15 protein-coding genes are annotated in these 17,075 nt (G+C 50.3%); 11 read left to right on the top strand and 4 right to left on the bottom strand.

What is annotated here, in order from left to right; all coding sequences use genetic code 11:
• Nucleotides 1-6: 6 nt before the first annotated feature.
• The 9 genes from mrdA to ACJJI7_RS02285 all read left to right on the top strand — a co-directional run bounded on the left by mrdA (nucleotide 7) and on the right by ACJJI7_RS02285 (nucleotide 11,228).
• The gene (mrdA, locus tag ACJJI7_RS02325) at nucleotides 7-1,899 is read left to right on the top strand and encodes a penicillin-binding protein 2 (RefSeq protein WP_026304987.1); all 1,893 of its coding nucleotides are present in this window, start codon (nucleotides 7-9) and stop codon (nucleotides 1,897-1,899) included.
• Complete coding sequence (gene rodA, locus ACJJI7_RS02320; RefSeq protein ID WP_020412460.1) at nucleotides 1,892-3,037, top strand: rod shape-determining protein RodA; 1,146 nt, start codon at nucleotides 1,892-1,894, stop codon at nucleotides 3,035-3,037. Before mrdA ends, rodA begins: the two co-directional genes overlap by 8 nt.
• A 44-nt stretch (nucleotides 3,038-3,081) precedes the next feature.
• Nucleotides 3,082-4,092, top strand: a complete 1,011-nt coding sequence (mltB, locus tag ACJJI7_RS02315; protein ID WP_020412461.1) for a lytic murein transglycosylase B — start codon at nucleotides 3,082-3,084, stop codon at nucleotides 4,090-4,092.
• A gap of 152 nt (nucleotides 4,093-4,244) precedes the next feature.
• Complete coding sequence (locus ACJJI7_RS02310; protein WP_020412462.1) at nucleotides 4,245-5,111, top strand: septal ring lytic transglycosylase RlpA family protein; 867 nt, start codon at nucleotides 4,245-4,247, stop codon at nucleotides 5,109-5,111.
• A gap of 248 nt (nucleotides 5,112-5,359) precedes the next feature.
• The gene (locus ACJJI7_RS02305; protein WP_020412463.1) at nucleotides 5,360-6,505 is read left to right on the top strand and encodes a D-alanyl-D-alanine carboxypeptidase family protein; all 1,146 of its coding nucleotides are present in this window, start codon (nucleotides 5,360-5,362) and stop codon (nucleotides 6,503-6,505) included.
• Between the two features lie 178 nt (nucleotides 6,506-6,683).
• Complete coding sequence (locus tag ACJJI7_RS02300; protein WP_282952549.1) at nucleotides 6,684-6,965, top strand: HP0495 family protein; 282 nt, start codon at nucleotides 6,684-6,686, stop codon at nucleotides 6,963-6,965.
• Complete coding sequence (lipB, locus tag ACJJI7_RS02295) at nucleotides 6,965-7,669, top strand: lipoyl(octanoyl) transferase LipB (protein ID WP_353375976.1); 705 nt, start codon at nucleotides 6,965-6,967, stop codon at nucleotides 7,667-7,669. Before ACJJI7_RS02300 ends, lipB begins: the two co-directional genes overlap by 1 nt.
• A complete protein-coding gene (lipA, locus tag ACJJI7_RS02290; protein WP_020412466.1) occupies nucleotides 7,662-8,645 on the top strand; it encodes a lipoyl synthase in 984 nt (327 codons plus the stop codon). The genes lipB and lipA overlap by 8 nt, the downstream gene beginning before the upstream one ends.
• A gap of 867 nt (nucleotides 8,646-9,512) precedes the next feature.
• Nucleotides 9,513-11,228: an AMP-binding protein gene (locus ACJJI7_RS02285; protein ID WP_353375977.1), complete on the top strand. Its 1,716-nt coding sequence runs from the start codon at nucleotides 9,513-9,515 to the stop codon at nucleotides 11,226-11,228.
• A 102-nt stretch (nucleotides 11,229-11,330) separates the two neighbouring features.
• Here ACJJI7_RS02285 and ACJJI7_RS02280 read toward each other — a convergent pair whose 3' ends face one another.
• From ACJJI7_RS02280 to ACJJI7_RS02270, 3 genes are all read right to left on the bottom strand, one after another.
• Nucleotides 11,331-11,621: a DUF1540 domain-containing protein gene (locus tag ACJJI7_RS02280; protein WP_020412468.1), complete on the bottom strand. Its 291-nt coding sequence runs from the start codon at nucleotides 11,619-11,621 to the stop codon at nucleotides 11,331-11,333.
• Nucleotides 11,622-11,799: 178 nt separating this feature from the next.
• Complete coding sequence (locus ACJJI7_RS02275; RefSeq protein ID WP_444901042.1) at nucleotides 11,800-12,327, bottom strand: GNAT family N-acetyltransferase; 528 nt, start codon at nucleotides 12,325-12,327, stop codon at nucleotides 11,800-11,802.
• Between the two features lie 152 nt (nucleotides 12,328-12,479).
• Complete coding sequence (locus ACJJI7_RS02270; RefSeq protein WP_444901043.1) at nucleotides 12,480-14,819, bottom strand: autotransporter outer membrane beta-barrel domain-containing protein; 2,340 nt, start codon at nucleotides 14,817-14,819, stop codon at nucleotides 12,480-12,482.
• A 448-nt stretch (nucleotides 14,820-15,267) separates the two neighbouring features.
• Here ACJJI7_RS02270 and arfB point away from each other — a divergent pair, with 448 nt between their 5' ends.
• Together arfB and ACJJI7_RS02260 are read left to right on the top strand one after the other, a co-directional pair.
• Nucleotides 15,268-15,681: an alternative ribosome rescue aminoacyl-tRNA hydrolase ArfB gene (gene arfB / locus ACJJI7_RS02265; protein ID WP_020412471.1), complete on the top strand. Its 414-nt coding sequence runs from the start codon at nucleotides 15,268-15,270 to the stop codon at nucleotides 15,679-15,681.
• A 114-nt stretch (nucleotides 15,682-15,795) separates the two neighbouring features.
• The gene (locus ACJJI7_RS02260; RefSeq protein WP_282952551.1) at nucleotides 15,796-16,404 is read left to right on the top strand and encodes an HD domain-containing protein; all 609 of its coding nucleotides are present in this window, start codon (nucleotides 15,796-15,798) and stop codon (nucleotides 16,402-16,404) included.
• A gap of 32 nt (nucleotides 16,405-16,436) precedes the next feature.
• On the opposite strand, the gene ACJJI7_RS02255 is transcribed toward ACJJI7_RS02260, so the two are convergent.
• On the bottom strand, nucleotides 16,437-17,060 hold the full coding sequence (locus ACJJI7_RS02255) for a DUF2799 domain-containing protein (protein WP_020412473.1): 624 nt from the start codon (nucleotides 17,058-17,060) through the stop codon (nucleotides 16,437-16,439).
• Between the last annotated feature and the right edge of the window lie 15 nt (nucleotides 17,061-17,075).

Raw genomic sequence — 17,075 nt, 5'->3', positions numbered from 1 at the left:
ATTCTAATGCCTCACGACCATCACCTTAAGGACCCACACACGGAGCAGCGGTTATTTCGCAACCGTATGTTGGTGGCTATTGTCGGTGTGATCGCCTTACTGGCTGTTTTGGTAGCTCGTTTCTATAACCTGCAAGTTGTTAATTACGACGATTACCGCACCCAGTCCGATGAGAACCGTATTCAGGTGCGCCCGGTGGCTCCCACACGGGGGCTGGTTTACGACCGCAATGGAATATTACTGGCTGACAACAGGGCCAGTTTCAACCTTTCTATTGTCCGTGAACGAGTGCAGGATCTGGACGCAACCCTTGAATTAATCGGTCATTTAATTCGCCTCGAAGATAGCGATGTGTCTAAATTCCGCAAGCGCATGAAGCGCCGTCGGCCGTTTGAGCCGGTGCCTCTCCGCTTTCGTTTGAGCGAAGAGGAAATCGCACGGATAAGCGTCAATCAGTTTCGTATGCCCGGCGTTTCAGTGCAGGCCGAATTGGTGCGCTATTACGCGCTGGGGGATTTGTTTGCCCATAGTGTTGGCTATGTAGGTCGCATTAGCGATCGCGACCTGAGTAACTTCACTGAAGAAGACGTGCGTCTCTATCGCGGTACCAATAGTATCGGCAAAGTGGGACTGGAGCGCTCTTACGAGAAAACCCTGCTCGGTGAGGTGGGTTATGAAAATGTGGAGATCAATGCGCGGGGAAGGGTATTGCGCGTATTGGAACGCCAGGATCCCAAGCCCGGCGCCGACTTGACCCTGCACCTGGATGCGCACCTGCAACAGGTGGCTTCCGATGCACTGGGAGATCGCCGTGGGGCTGTAGTGGCGATCGATGTTAACACCGGTGGTGTTTTGGCATTTGTCAGCAAGCCCTCCTTCGATCCAAATCTGTTTGTAACCGGAATTAGCTTTGCCGATTATCGGGCCCTCAGCGACTCACTTGATGTGCCGCTCTTTAATCGCGCAGTGCAAGGACAATATCCGCCCGGCTCAACCCTGAAGCCATTAATGGGACTTGGAGGGCTTGAGGCGGGACTTATCACTCGCGAGACCAAAATCAAGGACCCGGGTTTCTATAAACTGCCGAATGATCCTCGTATATATCGGGATCATGTCCGCTGGGGGCATGGTGAAAAGGTGGACCTGATCCAGGCGATGGCACAGAGCTGTGACGTTTACTTCTGGGATATGGCACACCGCTGGGATATCGACGGCATGCACGACATTGCAACCCACTTTGGCCTGGGCTCCAAAACCGGTATTGACCTGCCGATGGAGCGTTCCGGCCTTTTTCCCTCTCGGGACTGGAAGCGCGGTGCGCGAGGCATGCCCTGGTTCCCGGGGGATAGTCTCAACGCGGTGCTGGGACAGGGATTTGTACTGGCCACTCCGCTACAGTTGGCAGTTATGACCGCTACTTTAGCGAATCGCGGCACTCACTATCGTCCCCAGATAGTGAAAACTATTAATGGGGCCGAACAGCCTCCGGAAATACTGCACAACCTGGAAGCTCATCCGGATAATTGGGATCTGGTATTTGAGGGGATGGATGCTGTAGTTAATCGAAGCTATGGCACAGGTAAGCGAGCTGGCAAAGATCTGGATTTTCGTGTCGCTGGTAAATCAGGTACTGCCCAGGTGGTGGGTATCGCCCAGGGAGCTCGCTATGACTCTGAGGCGCTACAGGAGCGTCATCGCGACCACGCGCTGTTTGTGGCCTTTGCGCCGGTGGAAAAGCCACGTATCGCTGTTGCGGTATTGGTAGAGAACGGTGAAGCCGGTGGTGGGGTGGCTGCGCCGGTGGCTAGGGAATTATTTGCTGAGTGGGTGCCGCGAACCGAATCAGCAGTCAATACGACCGCAGATGTAAGTTTTTCTGAGGGGGCGGATAATGGCTAGCCGTGATTTTTCCCACCGGCTGTCCGATGCACATGGCAGCCTCAGGAAGCCGGTAAGCCTGGCTCGTCGCCTGCATATTGATGTGCCCTTGTTAGTGCTGCTATTGGTGTTGGCTTCGGTTGGCCTGGGAGTGCTTTTTAGTGCTTCCGGTGGAGATATAAACTATGTGCGGCGCCAGTCTATTTTTATGTGTCTGGCATTTGTGGGCATGTTTATTGTTGCCCAGATACCCTTGGATTTTTACCGGCGTTGGTCGCCATGGGCTTATTTAGGGGGCTGCGCCTTGCTAGTCGGGGTGCTGCTATTTGGCACTGGTGCGAAGGGTGCGCAGCGCTGGCTGGAAATTGCCGGCTTCCGCTTCCAGCCATCAGAAATTATGAAGTTGGGGGTGCCGATGATGGTGGCTGCATTCTTGCACCAGCGTGCGCAACCACCATCTTTGATGACTGTTTTTGGAGCCTTGGCCATTGTGGCAGTGCCGGCTGCGCTGATTGTGCGCCAGCCTGATTTGGGCACTTCAATTTTGATTGCGGCCTCAGGCCTGTTTGCACTTTATCTCGCTGGTTTGAGCTGGAAAATGATTGGTGCTGCGGGCTTGGGTGTTCTGGTTTCGGCTTGGCCGATCTGGCAGTGGGGCCTCCGTGACTATCAGCGCCAGCGAATCCTAACTCTGCTCAACCCCCATGATGACCGCTTTGGCGCAGGGTGGAATATTTTTAATTCCAAAGCTGCTATTGGTTCGGGTGGCGTCTATGGCAAAGGTTATTTACAGGGAACTCAATCTCAGTTGGACTTCCTGCCGGAAAGCCACACCGACTTTATTATTGCGGTACTGGCGGAGGAGTGGGGTATGCGCGGTGTATTGTTGCTGCTATTACTCTACGTCCTGGTTATAGCGCGTGGCATTTATATCAGCTTTATGGCGCAACACCTATTTGGTCGCCTATTGGCGGGGAGTATAACGCTCACTTTTTTTGTCTATGTGTTTGTAAACATTGGTATGGTTACAGGATTACTGCCAGTGGTGGGGGTACCCTTGCCAATTATCAGCTACGGGGGAACCTCACTGATTACCTTGATGGCAGGATTCGGTATCCTCATGGCTGTAGGGACAGAACGGCGCAGAGTGCATTTTTGAAAGTTTGCGCTGACCATTAATAACTGGATGTGTAGAGACGCGAGATGAAGACAGGAGCGGTCGTTTTGAAGTGGACCTCGGGACTATTGGTTGGGATGGGGCTGGCCCTGGCCGCCTGCGCACAGGAGCCCGGTCATGGTGACAATGCGGATGCACAGAAATTCGTAGAGTACATGGTGGAAGAGCACCAATTTGACCGCAAAGAGCTGCAGGAATTAATGCGTGAGGCCAAGCGCAAAGACTCGATACTCAAGGCAATCAGGCGCCCGGCTGAAAAAGCCAAGCCCTGGTATGAATACCGCAAGCTATTTCTGACCCCACAGAGCATCGCCGGTGGTGTTGATTTCTGGGATAAGAACAAGGAAGCCCTGGCTGAAGCCGAGAACAAATACGGTGTGCCGGCTGAAATGATCGTTGCCATCATCGGTATCGAAACCCGCTACGGTGGCAATATGGGAGGCTACCGGGTGCTGGATGCGCTTTCTACACTGGCTTTCAATTACCCACGCCGCTCACAGTTTTTTACCAAAGAGCTGGAAAATTACCTGCTTCTGACCCGGGATCAGGAAATGGACCCCCTTGCACTTAGGGGCTCCTATGCTGGTGCAATGGGGTACGGGCAATTTATGCCTTCGAGCTACCGTGCCTATGCCGTGGACTTCAGCAATGACGGCAAGGTGGATATCTGGAATAACACTACTGACGCTATTGGTAGTGTGGCTAACTATCTAGCCAAACATGGCTGGAAACCCGGTGAGCCGGTTACCGTGCTGGCGAGCCCGCGCCCCAATGCGGATATGACAATCGTCAATGACACCCTGTTGCCAGAGTGGACTGTGGGAGAGCTGGCAGAAAAAGGCTTCAACGCGACGAGTCAGGTTGCTCCGGAAATGCCGGCAATTGTCTTCTCCCTGCAGACAGAGCAGGGCAAGCAGTACTGGTTGGGGCTCAATAATTTTTCCACCATTACCACTTATAACCGCAGCCGCCTCTACGCTATGGCGGTAAATGAGTTGGCTCAGGAAATCGTCAAAGCGCGTGGAGGGAAATCCTAGGCAGAGCTTAATAGCCGCATACCGGCAAAAACTGCCAGTATCGTGGAACCAATGGCGCCACCTGTAATCAAAAACTTTCTATTTTATTAAGTAGTTTCAGATAATAGCGGCTTGGAGACGGCAACTAGTGGTTGCCGCGCGCCGGGGGGATTATGTTTCAGTGCAGTTTGCGGCGTGGGGCCCTCCTCGCCGCTTTATTCTTGATGGCCTGTGGGGGGCCGCAAACCCAGCCGGGTAAGCAAGCCGATTCAGATTTCGACAGCGTTGAGGATAGCGGTCCAGCAGCCCCGGTGGATATGCTGGCTACACCTGAGCCAACTCCTGTACGCGAGCCCATTGGCCCAGCCGGAAACAAATCTCCCTACAAAGTAAGGGGCGTTACTTACCATGTGCGCAGTGCGGTCAAAGGTTATAAGGAGAGGGGCCAAGCCTCCTGGTATGGCACCAAGTTCCATGGCCGCCGTACTGCCAATGGGGAAATCTACAACATGTACGCCATGTCCGCGGCGCACAAAACTTTGCCACTACCCAGTTATGCCAAGGTAACCAACCTGGATAATGGCCGCAGTATTATTGTGCGCGTAAATGATCGTGGCCCCTTTGTGCATGGGCGTATTATCGACCTAAGTTATACTGCCGCTCAGAAGTTGGGGTATGTGGATAAGGGGATTGCACGGGTTGAGGTAGAAGCGCTGGACCCGGCCTCTCTGCCTCCTGTGACTGAAACTATACTGGCCGGTGACGTTACACGTAGCCTGCCGCAGGATACGACGATTCAGTTACCGGAAAATACCTTTCTTCAGGTTGGTGCATACCGTAATGCCAGCCAGGCGGAGAAGATCCGTGCACAGCTGACGGCTTCAATTGACTATCCTGTTTCTGTCAGTCCTGTAACGCGTAGTGGCAAGACATTTTATCGGGTGCGTATTGGGCCAATTTCTCAGCAGAGGGCTCTGGCTACCGCTCGGGAAACCGTGCAGAAGAACCAGTTGGGTGATCCCCAGGTGGTATATGAATAAATAGCCAAGTCTGATGTTTCAACGAGCCCTGCATTAGGCTCTGGCAGTCAGCGACCGCTACTATAGGTGACGGTCAGTTGAATAGCCGTTTACAAAATACTGCGCAATGGCGCGAATTTTCTTGTATTTTGTCAACATTCCTGGCTGACGGCATTTGGTGACAGACCATGGTCGTGTATTAATCTTTTAAAATGAATATTGGGTTAACAGCCAGCCTACGAACACGAGGATTAACGAGACTCTCACCTATGATCACACGGATTATCGCCTGCTCTTTCCTGTTGCTTTGTGCGGGCCTGGCCCAGGCGCAATCACTCATTCCGGCTCCGCCTCAGCTGGCGGCCACCTCATACCTACTTGTGGATGCCAATACCGGCCAGGTGTTGGTAGAGCACGAAGCGGATAAAGAGGTGCCCCCCGCTAGTCTTACCAAAATGATGACGGCCTACATTGTCTCGGAAGAGATGCTCAAAGGCAGTATCAAAGAAGATGACAAAGTGCGTATCTCCGAGAAAGCCTGGCGGAAGGGCGGCTCGAAGATGTTCGTCAAGGTTGGCGACCAGGTTCCAGTTATGGACCTGATGCGCGGTGTTATTATTCAATCCGGAAACGACGCCAGTATTGCCCTGGCGGAGCATGTCTCTGGTAGTGAAGAAGTGTTTGCTGAGGTAATGAACCAGCAGGCAGAACTTCTGGGTATGGAAAATACCAATTTTGTTAATGCCACTGGCTGGCCGGCTGAAGGGCATATGACTACTGCCCGTGATCTGGGCATCCTGGCCCGCGCGCTGATCGCCAATCACCCTGAGCACTACGATATCTACTCTGAAAAGTATTTCAGCTATTCCGGTATCAACCAGCCCAACCGCAATCGCCTGTTGTGGCGTGACTCTGCGGTAGATGGCATCAAGACCGGTCACACTGAAGAGGCCGGTTACTGCCTGGTGGCCTCTGCGATGAAGCGTGGTATGCGCTTGATTGCAATCGTGGTGGGTACTGACAGTGACGAGAAGCGGGCTTCGGAGACTCAGAAGCTGTTAGCTTACGGTTTTCGTTATTACCAGACCCACAAGGTGTACGGCCAGGGTGAAGTCCTGCAAACCGAGCGAGTGTGGGGTGGCAAGGAGCCCAACGTTGGTATCGCAGTGGAGAAGGATATCTTTGTCACTATCCCCCGCGGTGGTGAAGAGGGTATTAAAGCTGATCTGATTGTTGATGGTGAGCTGGAGGCTCCGATTAAGAAAGGCCAACCAGTGGGCAAAGTTGTTGTGACTCTGGATGGCCAGACAGTTGCCGATGTGAAAGCCGTAGCGGCGGAGGATGTGGAGCGCGCCGGTTTCTTTAAGCGGATGTGGGATTCCATCAAGCGCTTCGTGATCAGCTTCTTTAACTAACTTCACCAAGCTTATGAGATAGGGGTGGCTGTTAGCCACCCCTGGCCAGCTCCCCGAACTCTCTGCCTACTTCCCCCCTGCCACTCCCTGTCCACTGCACACTGCTCGCTGTATAATCGCCGCCCGGCTGTGCCTAAGCTTTTTCTTAATACCTGACAGCCGGACCTCGGAGAGTGGTATGAGCCAAGACCCCAATCAGCAACCCCCGAAAATTGAGTTTCCCTGCGAAGACTATATGGTCAAAGTGGTGCGGGATGCCAATGACCAAGCGCACGAGTTTGTACTGGAAGTGATGCGTCGCCATGCCCCCGGGCTGGATGAAGATCGAATTACCCTGCGCGACAGTAGCACCGGTAAATTCACCTCAATGACATTCTTTATCCTCGCTACCGGTGAAGATCAGCTCAAAGCTCTGTTTGAAGAGTTGAAAGAGCACCCAGCGGTGCATATGGTGCTTTGATGACCGTTGTGCGCAACCTCGCCAAGCGAGATTACGAGACCGTCTGGCGCGCGATGTCTCGCTACACTGACCTCCGCGATGAAAATAGCTCTGATGAGATATGGTGTGTGGAGCACGAGCCTGTATTCACCCAAGGACAGGCCGGCAAAGCCGAACACCTGCTGAATACTGGGGATATCCCGGTAGTTCAGGTGGATCGTGGTGGGCAGGTTACCTATCACGGCCCTGGGCAATTGGTAGTTTATCCACTTCTGGATTTGCGTCGGGCCAAAATTGGCGTGCGTGACCTTGTGACGGCACTGGAGAGCGCCACTGTCGCGATGCTTAAGGCCTTTGGCATTGCTGCCGCCCCCCGCGCTGATGCTCCCGGAGTGTATTTGACTGAGGGCGGCCCCCGCAGTGGTAGCAAGATTGCTTCCATTGGGCTGCGAGTACGCCGTGGTTGCAGCTTCCACGGTATTGCCATCAACATCGATATGGACTTGGCCCCCTTCCACCGGATTAATCCTTGTGGATACGCAGGTATGGAAATGGTGCAAATGGCCGAGTTACTGCAAGAGACACCTACTTGGAAGCAAGTGGCAGAAATTTTTGTGTGCGAATTGTTGCGCACGCTCGAGCTGCCTTCAGCAGAGTGGCAGCCACTAGACGAACACACTTTGGCGCAACTGAGCGCGGAACAGCAGGAATTAAGTAATGGCTGAAAAACCCGATCTGGTGCCGGTAAAGCGCACCCGCCGCCTCCAGCAGGGGGAAAAATTACGCGACGGTGATAAGGTCGAGCGTATCCCAGTCAAGGTAATTGCCAGTGATACCGTTTTGCGTAAGCCGGATTGGATTCGTGTAAAAGTCCCAGCCTCCAAAGAGGTGGACCGTATCAAGAACATATTGCGCTCGCAAAAGCTCTCCACAGTGTGTGAAGAGGCAAGCTGCCCAAATCTTGGGGAGTGCTTCAGTGGTGGTACAGCGACCTTTATGATCATGGGGGAGATTTGTACGCGCCGCTGCCCATTCTGCGATGTGGGCCACGGTAAACCCAATCCCCTCGATCCGGAAGAACCCAAAAATCTGGCTGAAGCCATTGCCGCCATGAGCCTGCGCTATGTAGTGATCACCTCGGTGGATCGTGATGATTTGCGCGATGGCGGTGCTGAGCATTTTGCGGAATGCATCCGTGAATCTCGCCAGCTGTCACCAGATCTGCAGGTGGAAATCCTGACTCCGGATTTTCGTGGCCGCATGGATGTTGCGCTGGATATTCTAGAGAAGGAGGCACCGGACGTATTTAACCACAACCTGGAGACTGTGCCCCGTTTATATCGGGAATCCCGTCCTGGAGCTAATTACAAATGGTCCCTGAAGTTGCTACAGGAATATAAAAAACGCCGCCCGGATGTACTAACCAAGTCTGGTTTGATGGTGGGTCTGGGTGAGGAAAAGGAAGAAATCTTCCAGGTAATGGATGATATGCGTGAGCACGATATCGATATGCTCACCATCGGCCAGTATTTACAGCCGAGCAAGGAGCACTTGCCTGTACAGCGCTATGTCCACCCGGATGAGTTTGAAGAATATCGCCGCTATGCAGAACAAATCGGTTTCAAGCACGCAGCTTGTGGCCCGTTGGTGCGCTCTTCTTACCATGCGGATAAGCAGGCACACGGGGAGAAGGTAGGCTAGTGCAGACCAGGGGCAAGTGAAAATTTTTCATTTGCCCTTGGTAAATCTTTTGACTGAATACCTCTAAAGCTGTTTCTCTTCTTTTCTTACTTAAAATTCCGGACAGCATCTGTAAACTGTTAGAGTTTGTAGTTCACTCCTTCACATGCTTTCTTCTGTTTTTTCGCCTCTTCGTTTTCTAAGGTTTTATAAGCTATATCAATGGGAGTTTTATTTGGGGTAACAATAGTAAGAAATTTGATATTAATGTCTTTTAAAGTTGTGTGTAGGTTTGTCTCTCTGTTTTAAATTGTTTATCAATTTGTACAGGTTTCTATCCTGGGAAAAAATTTAACATTTGTATGGCGGCAGGCTGCAAATATTTACACCAATTAGGGGTGCTCTAAAATCTGAAGTTTAATGTTTAAAAACATGTTGATTGCCTTATTAACTAGTGGCTCGGTTTCCTTAACTTCAGTGCTGCCGTTGCTAATCGTACAGTTGCCTAAGTCGACAAGTCACAGATTATTTCAACAAAGTTATTGAGACTTCAATTTGGCGAACTTTCCTACCTACCTCACAGACTGATCAGTCTAATTTTATCTAATAAAAAATAACTGTTTTTAGGGTGGCACAAGGAATTGCACTAACCGCATATCTTCAGTAACTTTGGATGAATAATAAGGATAAGAAGATTCTGCCTTTCTTATGTGTTGCGACTGCCATACCTTAGTTCTGGTCTTAGCCAGGGCTGACGATAGTGGTAATTTAGTTCTAAACGGTAACTAGGGTAAATACTCTGGGCGCAACATACTGCACTGATATGGTACTTAGGTGCAGTAATAACACATCAGATCACAATAAACACAATAATGAGTGAGGAAAGCGATGACCCCGGAAGAACGATACGAAAAGGTGAAAGGCCTCCAGCCTCTGGAGCTCCTCTATAAGAGAGAGGCCGAAGAGCCAGAAACAGTATTTCTCCGCCAGATGCAGCGGCGTCAATGGAGAGAATACACATGGTATGAGGTGATGGACAAAGCCCGAAGGATTGCGGGTTACCTGCTTAGCCAATTTGAGCCTGGGGATCGTATCGCGATCCATGCCAAAAACTGTGCAGACTGGATTATCGTGGATGTAGGTATCATGCTGGCGGGGATGGTGAGCGTGCCCCTATACCCTGGGCAGTCTGCGTCTTCCATGTCCTACGTCTTGCAGCACTCTGAGTCAAAACTACTTTTCTGTGGTGCCACGGATAACAATGCTGCATTGCAGGAAGTTGCAGACTCTCTGCCGAGTGTAGCGATTCAGCGTTGTGAGATTCATTGTGATCAGGAACTCGAAGCGGTTATAAACGCCAGTGCACGTTACGAGGAAAGCCCGGTATTCGATGAAGACGATCTCTTTACCATTATGTATACCTCTGGAACCACCGGTAATCCGAAGGGGGTTATGCACACCTGGTCTTCAGTAATTTTTGTTGTACCAAATATGATTCGGGGTTACGGGTTTAATGAGGCTGATCGTGTTCTCTCTTATTTACCACTGGCCCATGCTGCAGAGCGTATCCTGGTAGAATTTCACTGCCTCTACTCGGGTACCCCGGTGCATTTTCCCGAGTCCCTGGATACGTTCCTTGAGGATTTGCAGCGTACTCGACCCACGATGTTCTTTTCAGTCCCCAGACTATGGACCAAGTTTAAAGAGGGTATAGATGAAAAAATTCCACCAGCATTACAAAATGTTTTACTGCGCATACCAGGATTGAGCAGCTGGCTAAAAAATAAGGTGCGTACAGGTCTTGGTCTGGACCAGGCGAGAATGCTGGTAACAGGAGCCTCGCCTATTTCTATTGAGTTGTTGCGCTGGTATGAGCGTATGGGAATGCAGATTGCCGATGGCTATGGCATGACAGAAAACTTTATCTATGGTTGCTTTGTGTTGCCGGGGGAGGAGCCAGTACCGGGTACGGTAGGCAAAACATACCATGGCTGTGAGTTGAAGATTTCTGATGAGGGAGAAATATTATTCAAGAGTGGCTCCCTCATGAAAGGCTACTACCTGGAGCCTGAGAAAACAGCGGAAGTTATCCGTGACGGCTATTACCATACCGGAGACTCGGGCTATATTGATGGGGATGGGCTGTTACATATTACCGGCCGAATTTCTGAGACTTTTAAAACCAGTAAAGGAAAATTTATTCAGCCCAGTCGCCTAGAGGGGCACTTTGGGAATGAGACACTTCTGGCGCAACTTTGTGTGCTTGGTCATGGAATGGATCAGCCGGTAATGTTGGCAACACTATCTGAAACTGCAGAAAAAATGCCTCGTACCGAAGTCAATGAACAGCTCCAAAGAATATTGGAGACAGTAAATGAACGCTTGCCTCATCACGAACGCATCAAGACTATATTTATCTGCAAAGAGGAGTGGACTCCACTAAATGAGTTCTTAACTCCCACCTTGAAGATTAAACGTAAAGTATTGGATGCCCACTACCAGTATCTATTTAAGCAGTTTGCAGATGTGGAAGGTATTGTGTGGGAGACACGAGATAGTGATAGCACTCAGAAAACAAAGGCTGATTTGCAGGCGGTGAATTGAATTTGGCTAAGACATAAACTTAGAAGCCAACATATATATGCAAAAAAGCCCGGCAATCTATTATTGTCGGGCTTTTTTTACGAATGACTTTCGATGATCAATTTAATGAGTGTAACTCAGGCAGTTGTTTGTGTTGCCAGTGTGGCCAACTTCAATACTTTCAGCGGAGCATTCGAAATCGTCATTGAACTTACAGTCTTCCATTTTGCATGCGCCAACGCCGGCAGTGCGAGAGCTGCTAGTATGTTTCGAGTTGGTAAAGAATGTATCGCAATCGGGATCTGTCCCGTGGCCAATAGTGATAGCTCTGGCATGGCAGCCATCGTCAGCATTGTAGGCACATTGAGTGGCGGCACACCTGCTGACTTCAGGCATATCTGTCGCGATAATCATGGCTGTCTTCTCCTGGTTGGTAAAAGGAGACTAGCCCAGCTTTCGGGTATGTCAACGAGAAACCTTAGATATTGTAAGGTAATAGAGAGGGGCACTCTTTTGTGTAAGAGAGAAACTCTTCCAGGAAGCGGGCCTGACAATAACAGTCAATAACTTTCTTATATGAAACAATCTGTTGCTATGCCTTAGAGCAGTTATTCTCAGCCTCCCAGGCCATTAGCATTAGTTCCTCTGTCTCTCCGGGCAATGTGACCCTCTTTTCAGTTTTGAGTCCGATTTTTTCCAGAAGCTTTATTGAGGGCGTATTATCTGGTCGAGTGATTGCGACAATACGCAACAGGCCTAAGGCTTTTTGGCCGTGGAGCATTATGGCCTGTGAGGCCTCCAGGGCATAGCCTTTGCCCCGGTACTGCGGCAGGAAAGCGAAGCCGATATCCACATCATCTAGACCATTACGCCTGATCAGGCCACAGATGCCAATTGCAGTTCCATCTTTGAGCTCCACTTTATAAAGGCCAAAACCATGCTGTCGGTACATAGGCACGGGGCCGTTCTCGATATATTGGCGAGCCTGCTCAAGGTTACGCACACCTCGATCACCAATATTCTGTAAAAAGTCGGAGTCGTTGAGCAGGTTGAGCATCAGCTCTGCATCATCATTTCCTAGCTCGAGTAAAACCAGATTGGGCGTTTTAATTTGGAACATTCAGGGCGCACAGTTATATTGAGTTGAACGCTTATTTTGCCTTGGCAGTCAGCAGTTGGCGAGAGTTGAGTCTGGCTGTTTCGAAGAAGGGCGTGGAGAGAAGAGTGTGCCTCCCAGTTGGGAGGCACATAAACATAAAGGCTATCGCAGGACTAGAAGCGGTAGGTTACGTTGACGGAAGCCGACTCTGCCGTTGGGCGAGAAGTCACATTCGCGCTCAGTGCAATAGACTCAGCGGCTTGCCAGCGAATACCGGCGATCAGGCCCATACCGTCGTCGAACAGGCCCTGATCTACGCTAGAGTAGCTGGGCATGGCATTCATATTGCCCGCCATGGACTTAACACCAACTTCCAGAGTGTCTTCGTCGGTACCACGAGTATCTTCATACCAGAGCTGGGCGTAGGCGTTAACGGTATTCCAGCTCTTATTGGCAAAGGCGCCAAAACGCATGGTGGTGTAACGACGTTCCTGGTCTCCATAGTTCATACCCAGCGGGTCAAACTCGTTGCCATTCAAGTCGCTATAGGTGAAGCCCTCAATCGCGTCTTCGGTATAGCCATCCACTTCCATAGTTGCACGAGTTAAACCAACAAAGGGGCCGAACTGGAAGCTAGAGTAACTGAACAGATTGGCACCTGCAGTTAAACTCAGGGTGGTGTTTTCTCCGGAAGTATCTCCTTCCAGTTCTGAGGAGAAGCTATTGCCAAGAGCCAGGGCGCGGTTCACCTGGTCGAAGTCCACGTCCGTCAGGGTGGCGCTACCTTCTACGAAGAAGATATCGTGGTGGAAGCGGCCGAACAGGCTGTAGTTAGTGGAAGAGGACTCGATATCGGAGCGGGCGTTGTCCACATCAATATCGGAGCGGCTCACTGCCAAACCTAGTTCGAGATTGTCGCGCAGGGCGTAGGTCATTCCGATCAGGTTAGCATTGCTATTTCCGCTCATATCTGCGGCAAAACCGTTATCGTAATCAATGTCACCGAAGACGCTGCCCACAAACACGCCAGTTTGGGCTTGGCTATAACGAACACCGGCCAGGTTTTCATCCAGGCTGTTGGTGTGAGTGCGGGCCGCCTGGGCACCGATATCAGGCAACTGACCGGCAACCTGGGCCGCGTTAACGATAGCGGTGTAGTAGTCGGCGAGTACCTGCTGACCAACTTGCGTCGGGTGTACTGTATCGTTGAATATCAGTTTGGAGGCGTCAGCAGTATCCTGGCTGATTCCGTAAACCGGGTGCTCAATACATTCACCACCGCTACCGTCGTAACAGTACTGGCTTTGGTCGAACTCAGCGGAAAGGCCCAGCTGGCCGGCGTTTTCCAGTGCCACCTTGAGCAAGCCGGCCTGATCGACCATCAGCACGCCATCAATATCTTTGGCTTGTGCTAGCAGGCTGGCGTTAAAGGCTTCGGAGGCTGCGCTGGCTTGCTGTAAAGAAGATTCCAGCTTTGCATCAGCCTGTTCCTGAGTCATGAGGCCTGCTTCTACAGCAGTATTTAAATCAGCGGTAATCTTTGCATAAACAGCAGGTGTCTTACTGATATCGGGTACATTGGATACCAGAATATAGTTGGCGCCTGCACCAGACAGGGCCCCGGCTGCAGTTGCCAGCATGGCGGAAGCTATACCGATTTCAGCGGTAGCTTCTTCAATGCTCATCTCACCGGCAGCGAAACTACTAAAACCACTAAGCAGATCATTGCCGCCGCCATTGACCCAGTAGAGGGCATTGGCATCAGCTGTTCCAGAGGTGGTTTCCAGGTAACCACGGCCTAATGGGTGTGGGTTTCCAGAGGTACCGGTGGAGGCAACAATCGCTTGTAATGCTTGCCCGGCTTCATTTTTGGCTGCTTCCGCTTGCTTTCCAAGATCAACTGCAGCGGCCAAGTCACCTTGTAATTGTGCAGTTTTCGCTTTAATTGCCAGTTGCTTAGCTTCTTCCTGCTTTAGAAGCAGTAGGCCCAAAAGCTCAGAATCTGGGTAGGCTGGACGGCCATCAGCTCCGACATGAGGCATCAGCGCACTGAGGACGTTGTGTCGGGCTGGGCTATCTTGCAATCCATTGGCTTCAAGGAAAGCTAAATAGTTCTCGGTGCCAATCACATTCATTAATACATCAGCAGCTTTGTGGCCACCTACAGCCCAAACACTACCGGCATTAAGCGCACCGCTGGTAACTTGCATTGAAACTGAGTCTTCAAGTTCCGCAGGGCTCAATGTTGGATCAACAGCTGGTAGGCAGAAAGGAGATTGCATTCCAGAGCAGGAAGCAGTCACAGGCCCCAGCCCCAGATTTTGAGAGAGGATGTTGATGGCAATATCGTTAGCATCACCACCATTGGTAAATACGTCGTAGTTGCCTACGTCGGTCAGACTGTCACCAAAGGCAATAACCTGGCTGAAAGCTGATTCCTCTGCAAAAGCAGAGGCGCTGGTCATGGTCGCAAGTGCAATAGCGGCCGCGAGGCTGCGCTTGACGTTGGGCATGGTTTTCTCCTAGTCGCGGTAATCGCACACCCAGAGGAAACATCGGGAGGAATCCAGAGGAAACAACGGTGTGCGTCTTTATTTTTTTTGTTCCTGTACCTCAAGGAAGCGTGGCAATACTAGCGGATTTGACCCAGACAATAAAATAAGTCACGGGCAAAGAGGCTGGCTGCTTGGTCACTTTAGGGATGAAGTGGCCTTGAGAGACACTCTACAAAAGTGGCGCAATAGTACTGGATGATTTTTTTTTGGTAAATACATCCTAACTTTAAAATTACTCACCTCGTTCTCCACATTGCACTTTATTTGCGTGAAGAGTCCTAAGGAGGTAAATAGGTACACTTGTATTGTACTTGTATTTTTTCTATCGCCAGGAGTTAGCTTAAAATGCACAGGTATGCAAGGACTTATCACTTGCTGATGTGTTTGAATTGAACTTAAAGGTGAAATGTTGGGCACCCGGCGACGAATCCAGATACCTCAGGATGAAATTCAATTGAGTGCTGTGCGTTCACAGGGCGCGGGAGGTCAAAATGTTAACAAGGTATCCAGTGCTATTCATTTGCGCTTTAATATCTATGAATCCTCGCTGCCAGAGAATATTAAACAGCGGCTTCTGCAAATAAGAGATAGGCGGATCTCCTCTGATGGCATTGTAGTAATCAAGGCCCAGACTTTCCGTACCCAGGAAAAAAACCGAGAGGATGCCCTCTCTCGGTTGCAACAGCTAATTGAGCAGGCTGCTGAAGTTCCAAAGCGGCGTATTCCTACCAAGCCCAGTCGCGGAGCAAAAGAGAGAAGGCTGCAAAGCAAAAATCGACGCTCTCAGGTAAAGGCGATGCGAGGAAAGATCAAAGAATAAGTTCACTTGTCAAAGTTTATTCATCGTTGATTGTGTGCAAAATTAATACTGCATGGCTATAGAATTGATTATTTTGAATTGAATTTAATACCTGTTTTTTCGCTAAATAGCCATTTGAATAAGAAATATAAACAAAGGAATTTTATGAGAGAGATTGAGCAGATTCTTGATTTCTTGATAGAGGTGGAAAAATTGAAAAGTGTTTTGCGTCAAACTCGGCCGGTCGGAATCAATCGTCGTGAAAATTCAGCTGAACATAGCTGGCATGTTTGTCTAGCTGCGCTGGCGTTAAAAGACTATGCCAATGAGGAGGTTGATATAGATCGAGTTATCAAAATGTTACTGATCCATGACCTGGGCGAAATAGATGCTGACGATAAGATTATTTATTTTGCTGAGACTGATAAGCAAAAAGCCAATGAGAAACAGGGGATCGAACGCTTATTGGCTAAGTTGCCAGATGGCCTAAAGGCAGAGTGTCTGCATTTGTGGCAAGAATTTGAGGCTGGTGAAACAGCAGAGTCCCGGTTTGCTCGGGCGATTGATAGGGTGCCACCACTATTACAAAACTGCCATAATGAGGGGCACACGTGGAAGGAATATGAAATAAGTAAAAGCCAAGTATTTTCCCTAAATAGCCGAATTGGTGCGGGTAGTAAAGAGCTATGGGGAGTAATAAAGGGGAAACTCGACAGTGCAGTAGAGAAAGGCTTCCTAAAATAAGACGCCTTTCACTAATGAAAATTACCAAGTTATTAGTGGTAAGGTGAGCTTGCAAGAACATCCTGGTACTCTGCTTGACGCTGGCCTAAGGCAAAAAGCAGGTCATTAATTTCAATCCCCAGCTCAGTGTGGCGTATTTTTAGTCGGGCAATATCTGCTAACAAGATAACCCTTTCATCCCGACTGGTTTCATCAAGCACAATAAGAGCGCTCATCTCCGTAATGTCATCAAGGATGTGCTCACGCTCCAATTCCAGGTCGTGAATTGTTGCTTCGAGCTCTTTTACTGCGTTGTGCGCTACGAATATATCCTGGCCGGCCTCGTAACCGCGCAGGAACAAGCCTTCCAAGTCAGCTGGGCATACCCCATTGTAGTTTTCTCCAGAGCGCCCCTCGGCAAAGCCACGCAGCTCTGTGCAAAATAGCCCTAACCCCTCATCGCGACCACTGCGATAGGCACCGGTATTAAGCTGTACACCATGTTTCGCGCAGGCTTCACGACGCCGGCCCATATACCCTAAATCCTTGCCCGCTGCACCGTCCTCAAAGCCTACTGCTTGCCAATCCGCCATTTGGCACTCATCTTTACTCATTGTGGCGCAGCCCGTAATCAGAAGTGAGAGGGAGGCGAGAAGGATTCCATATCTTAACTGCACAGTTGCTTCCTGTTG

This window comes from Microbulbifer variabilis (assembly GCF_056232115.1).
This window is presented reverse-complemented; position numbering and strand designations above follow the sequence as displayed.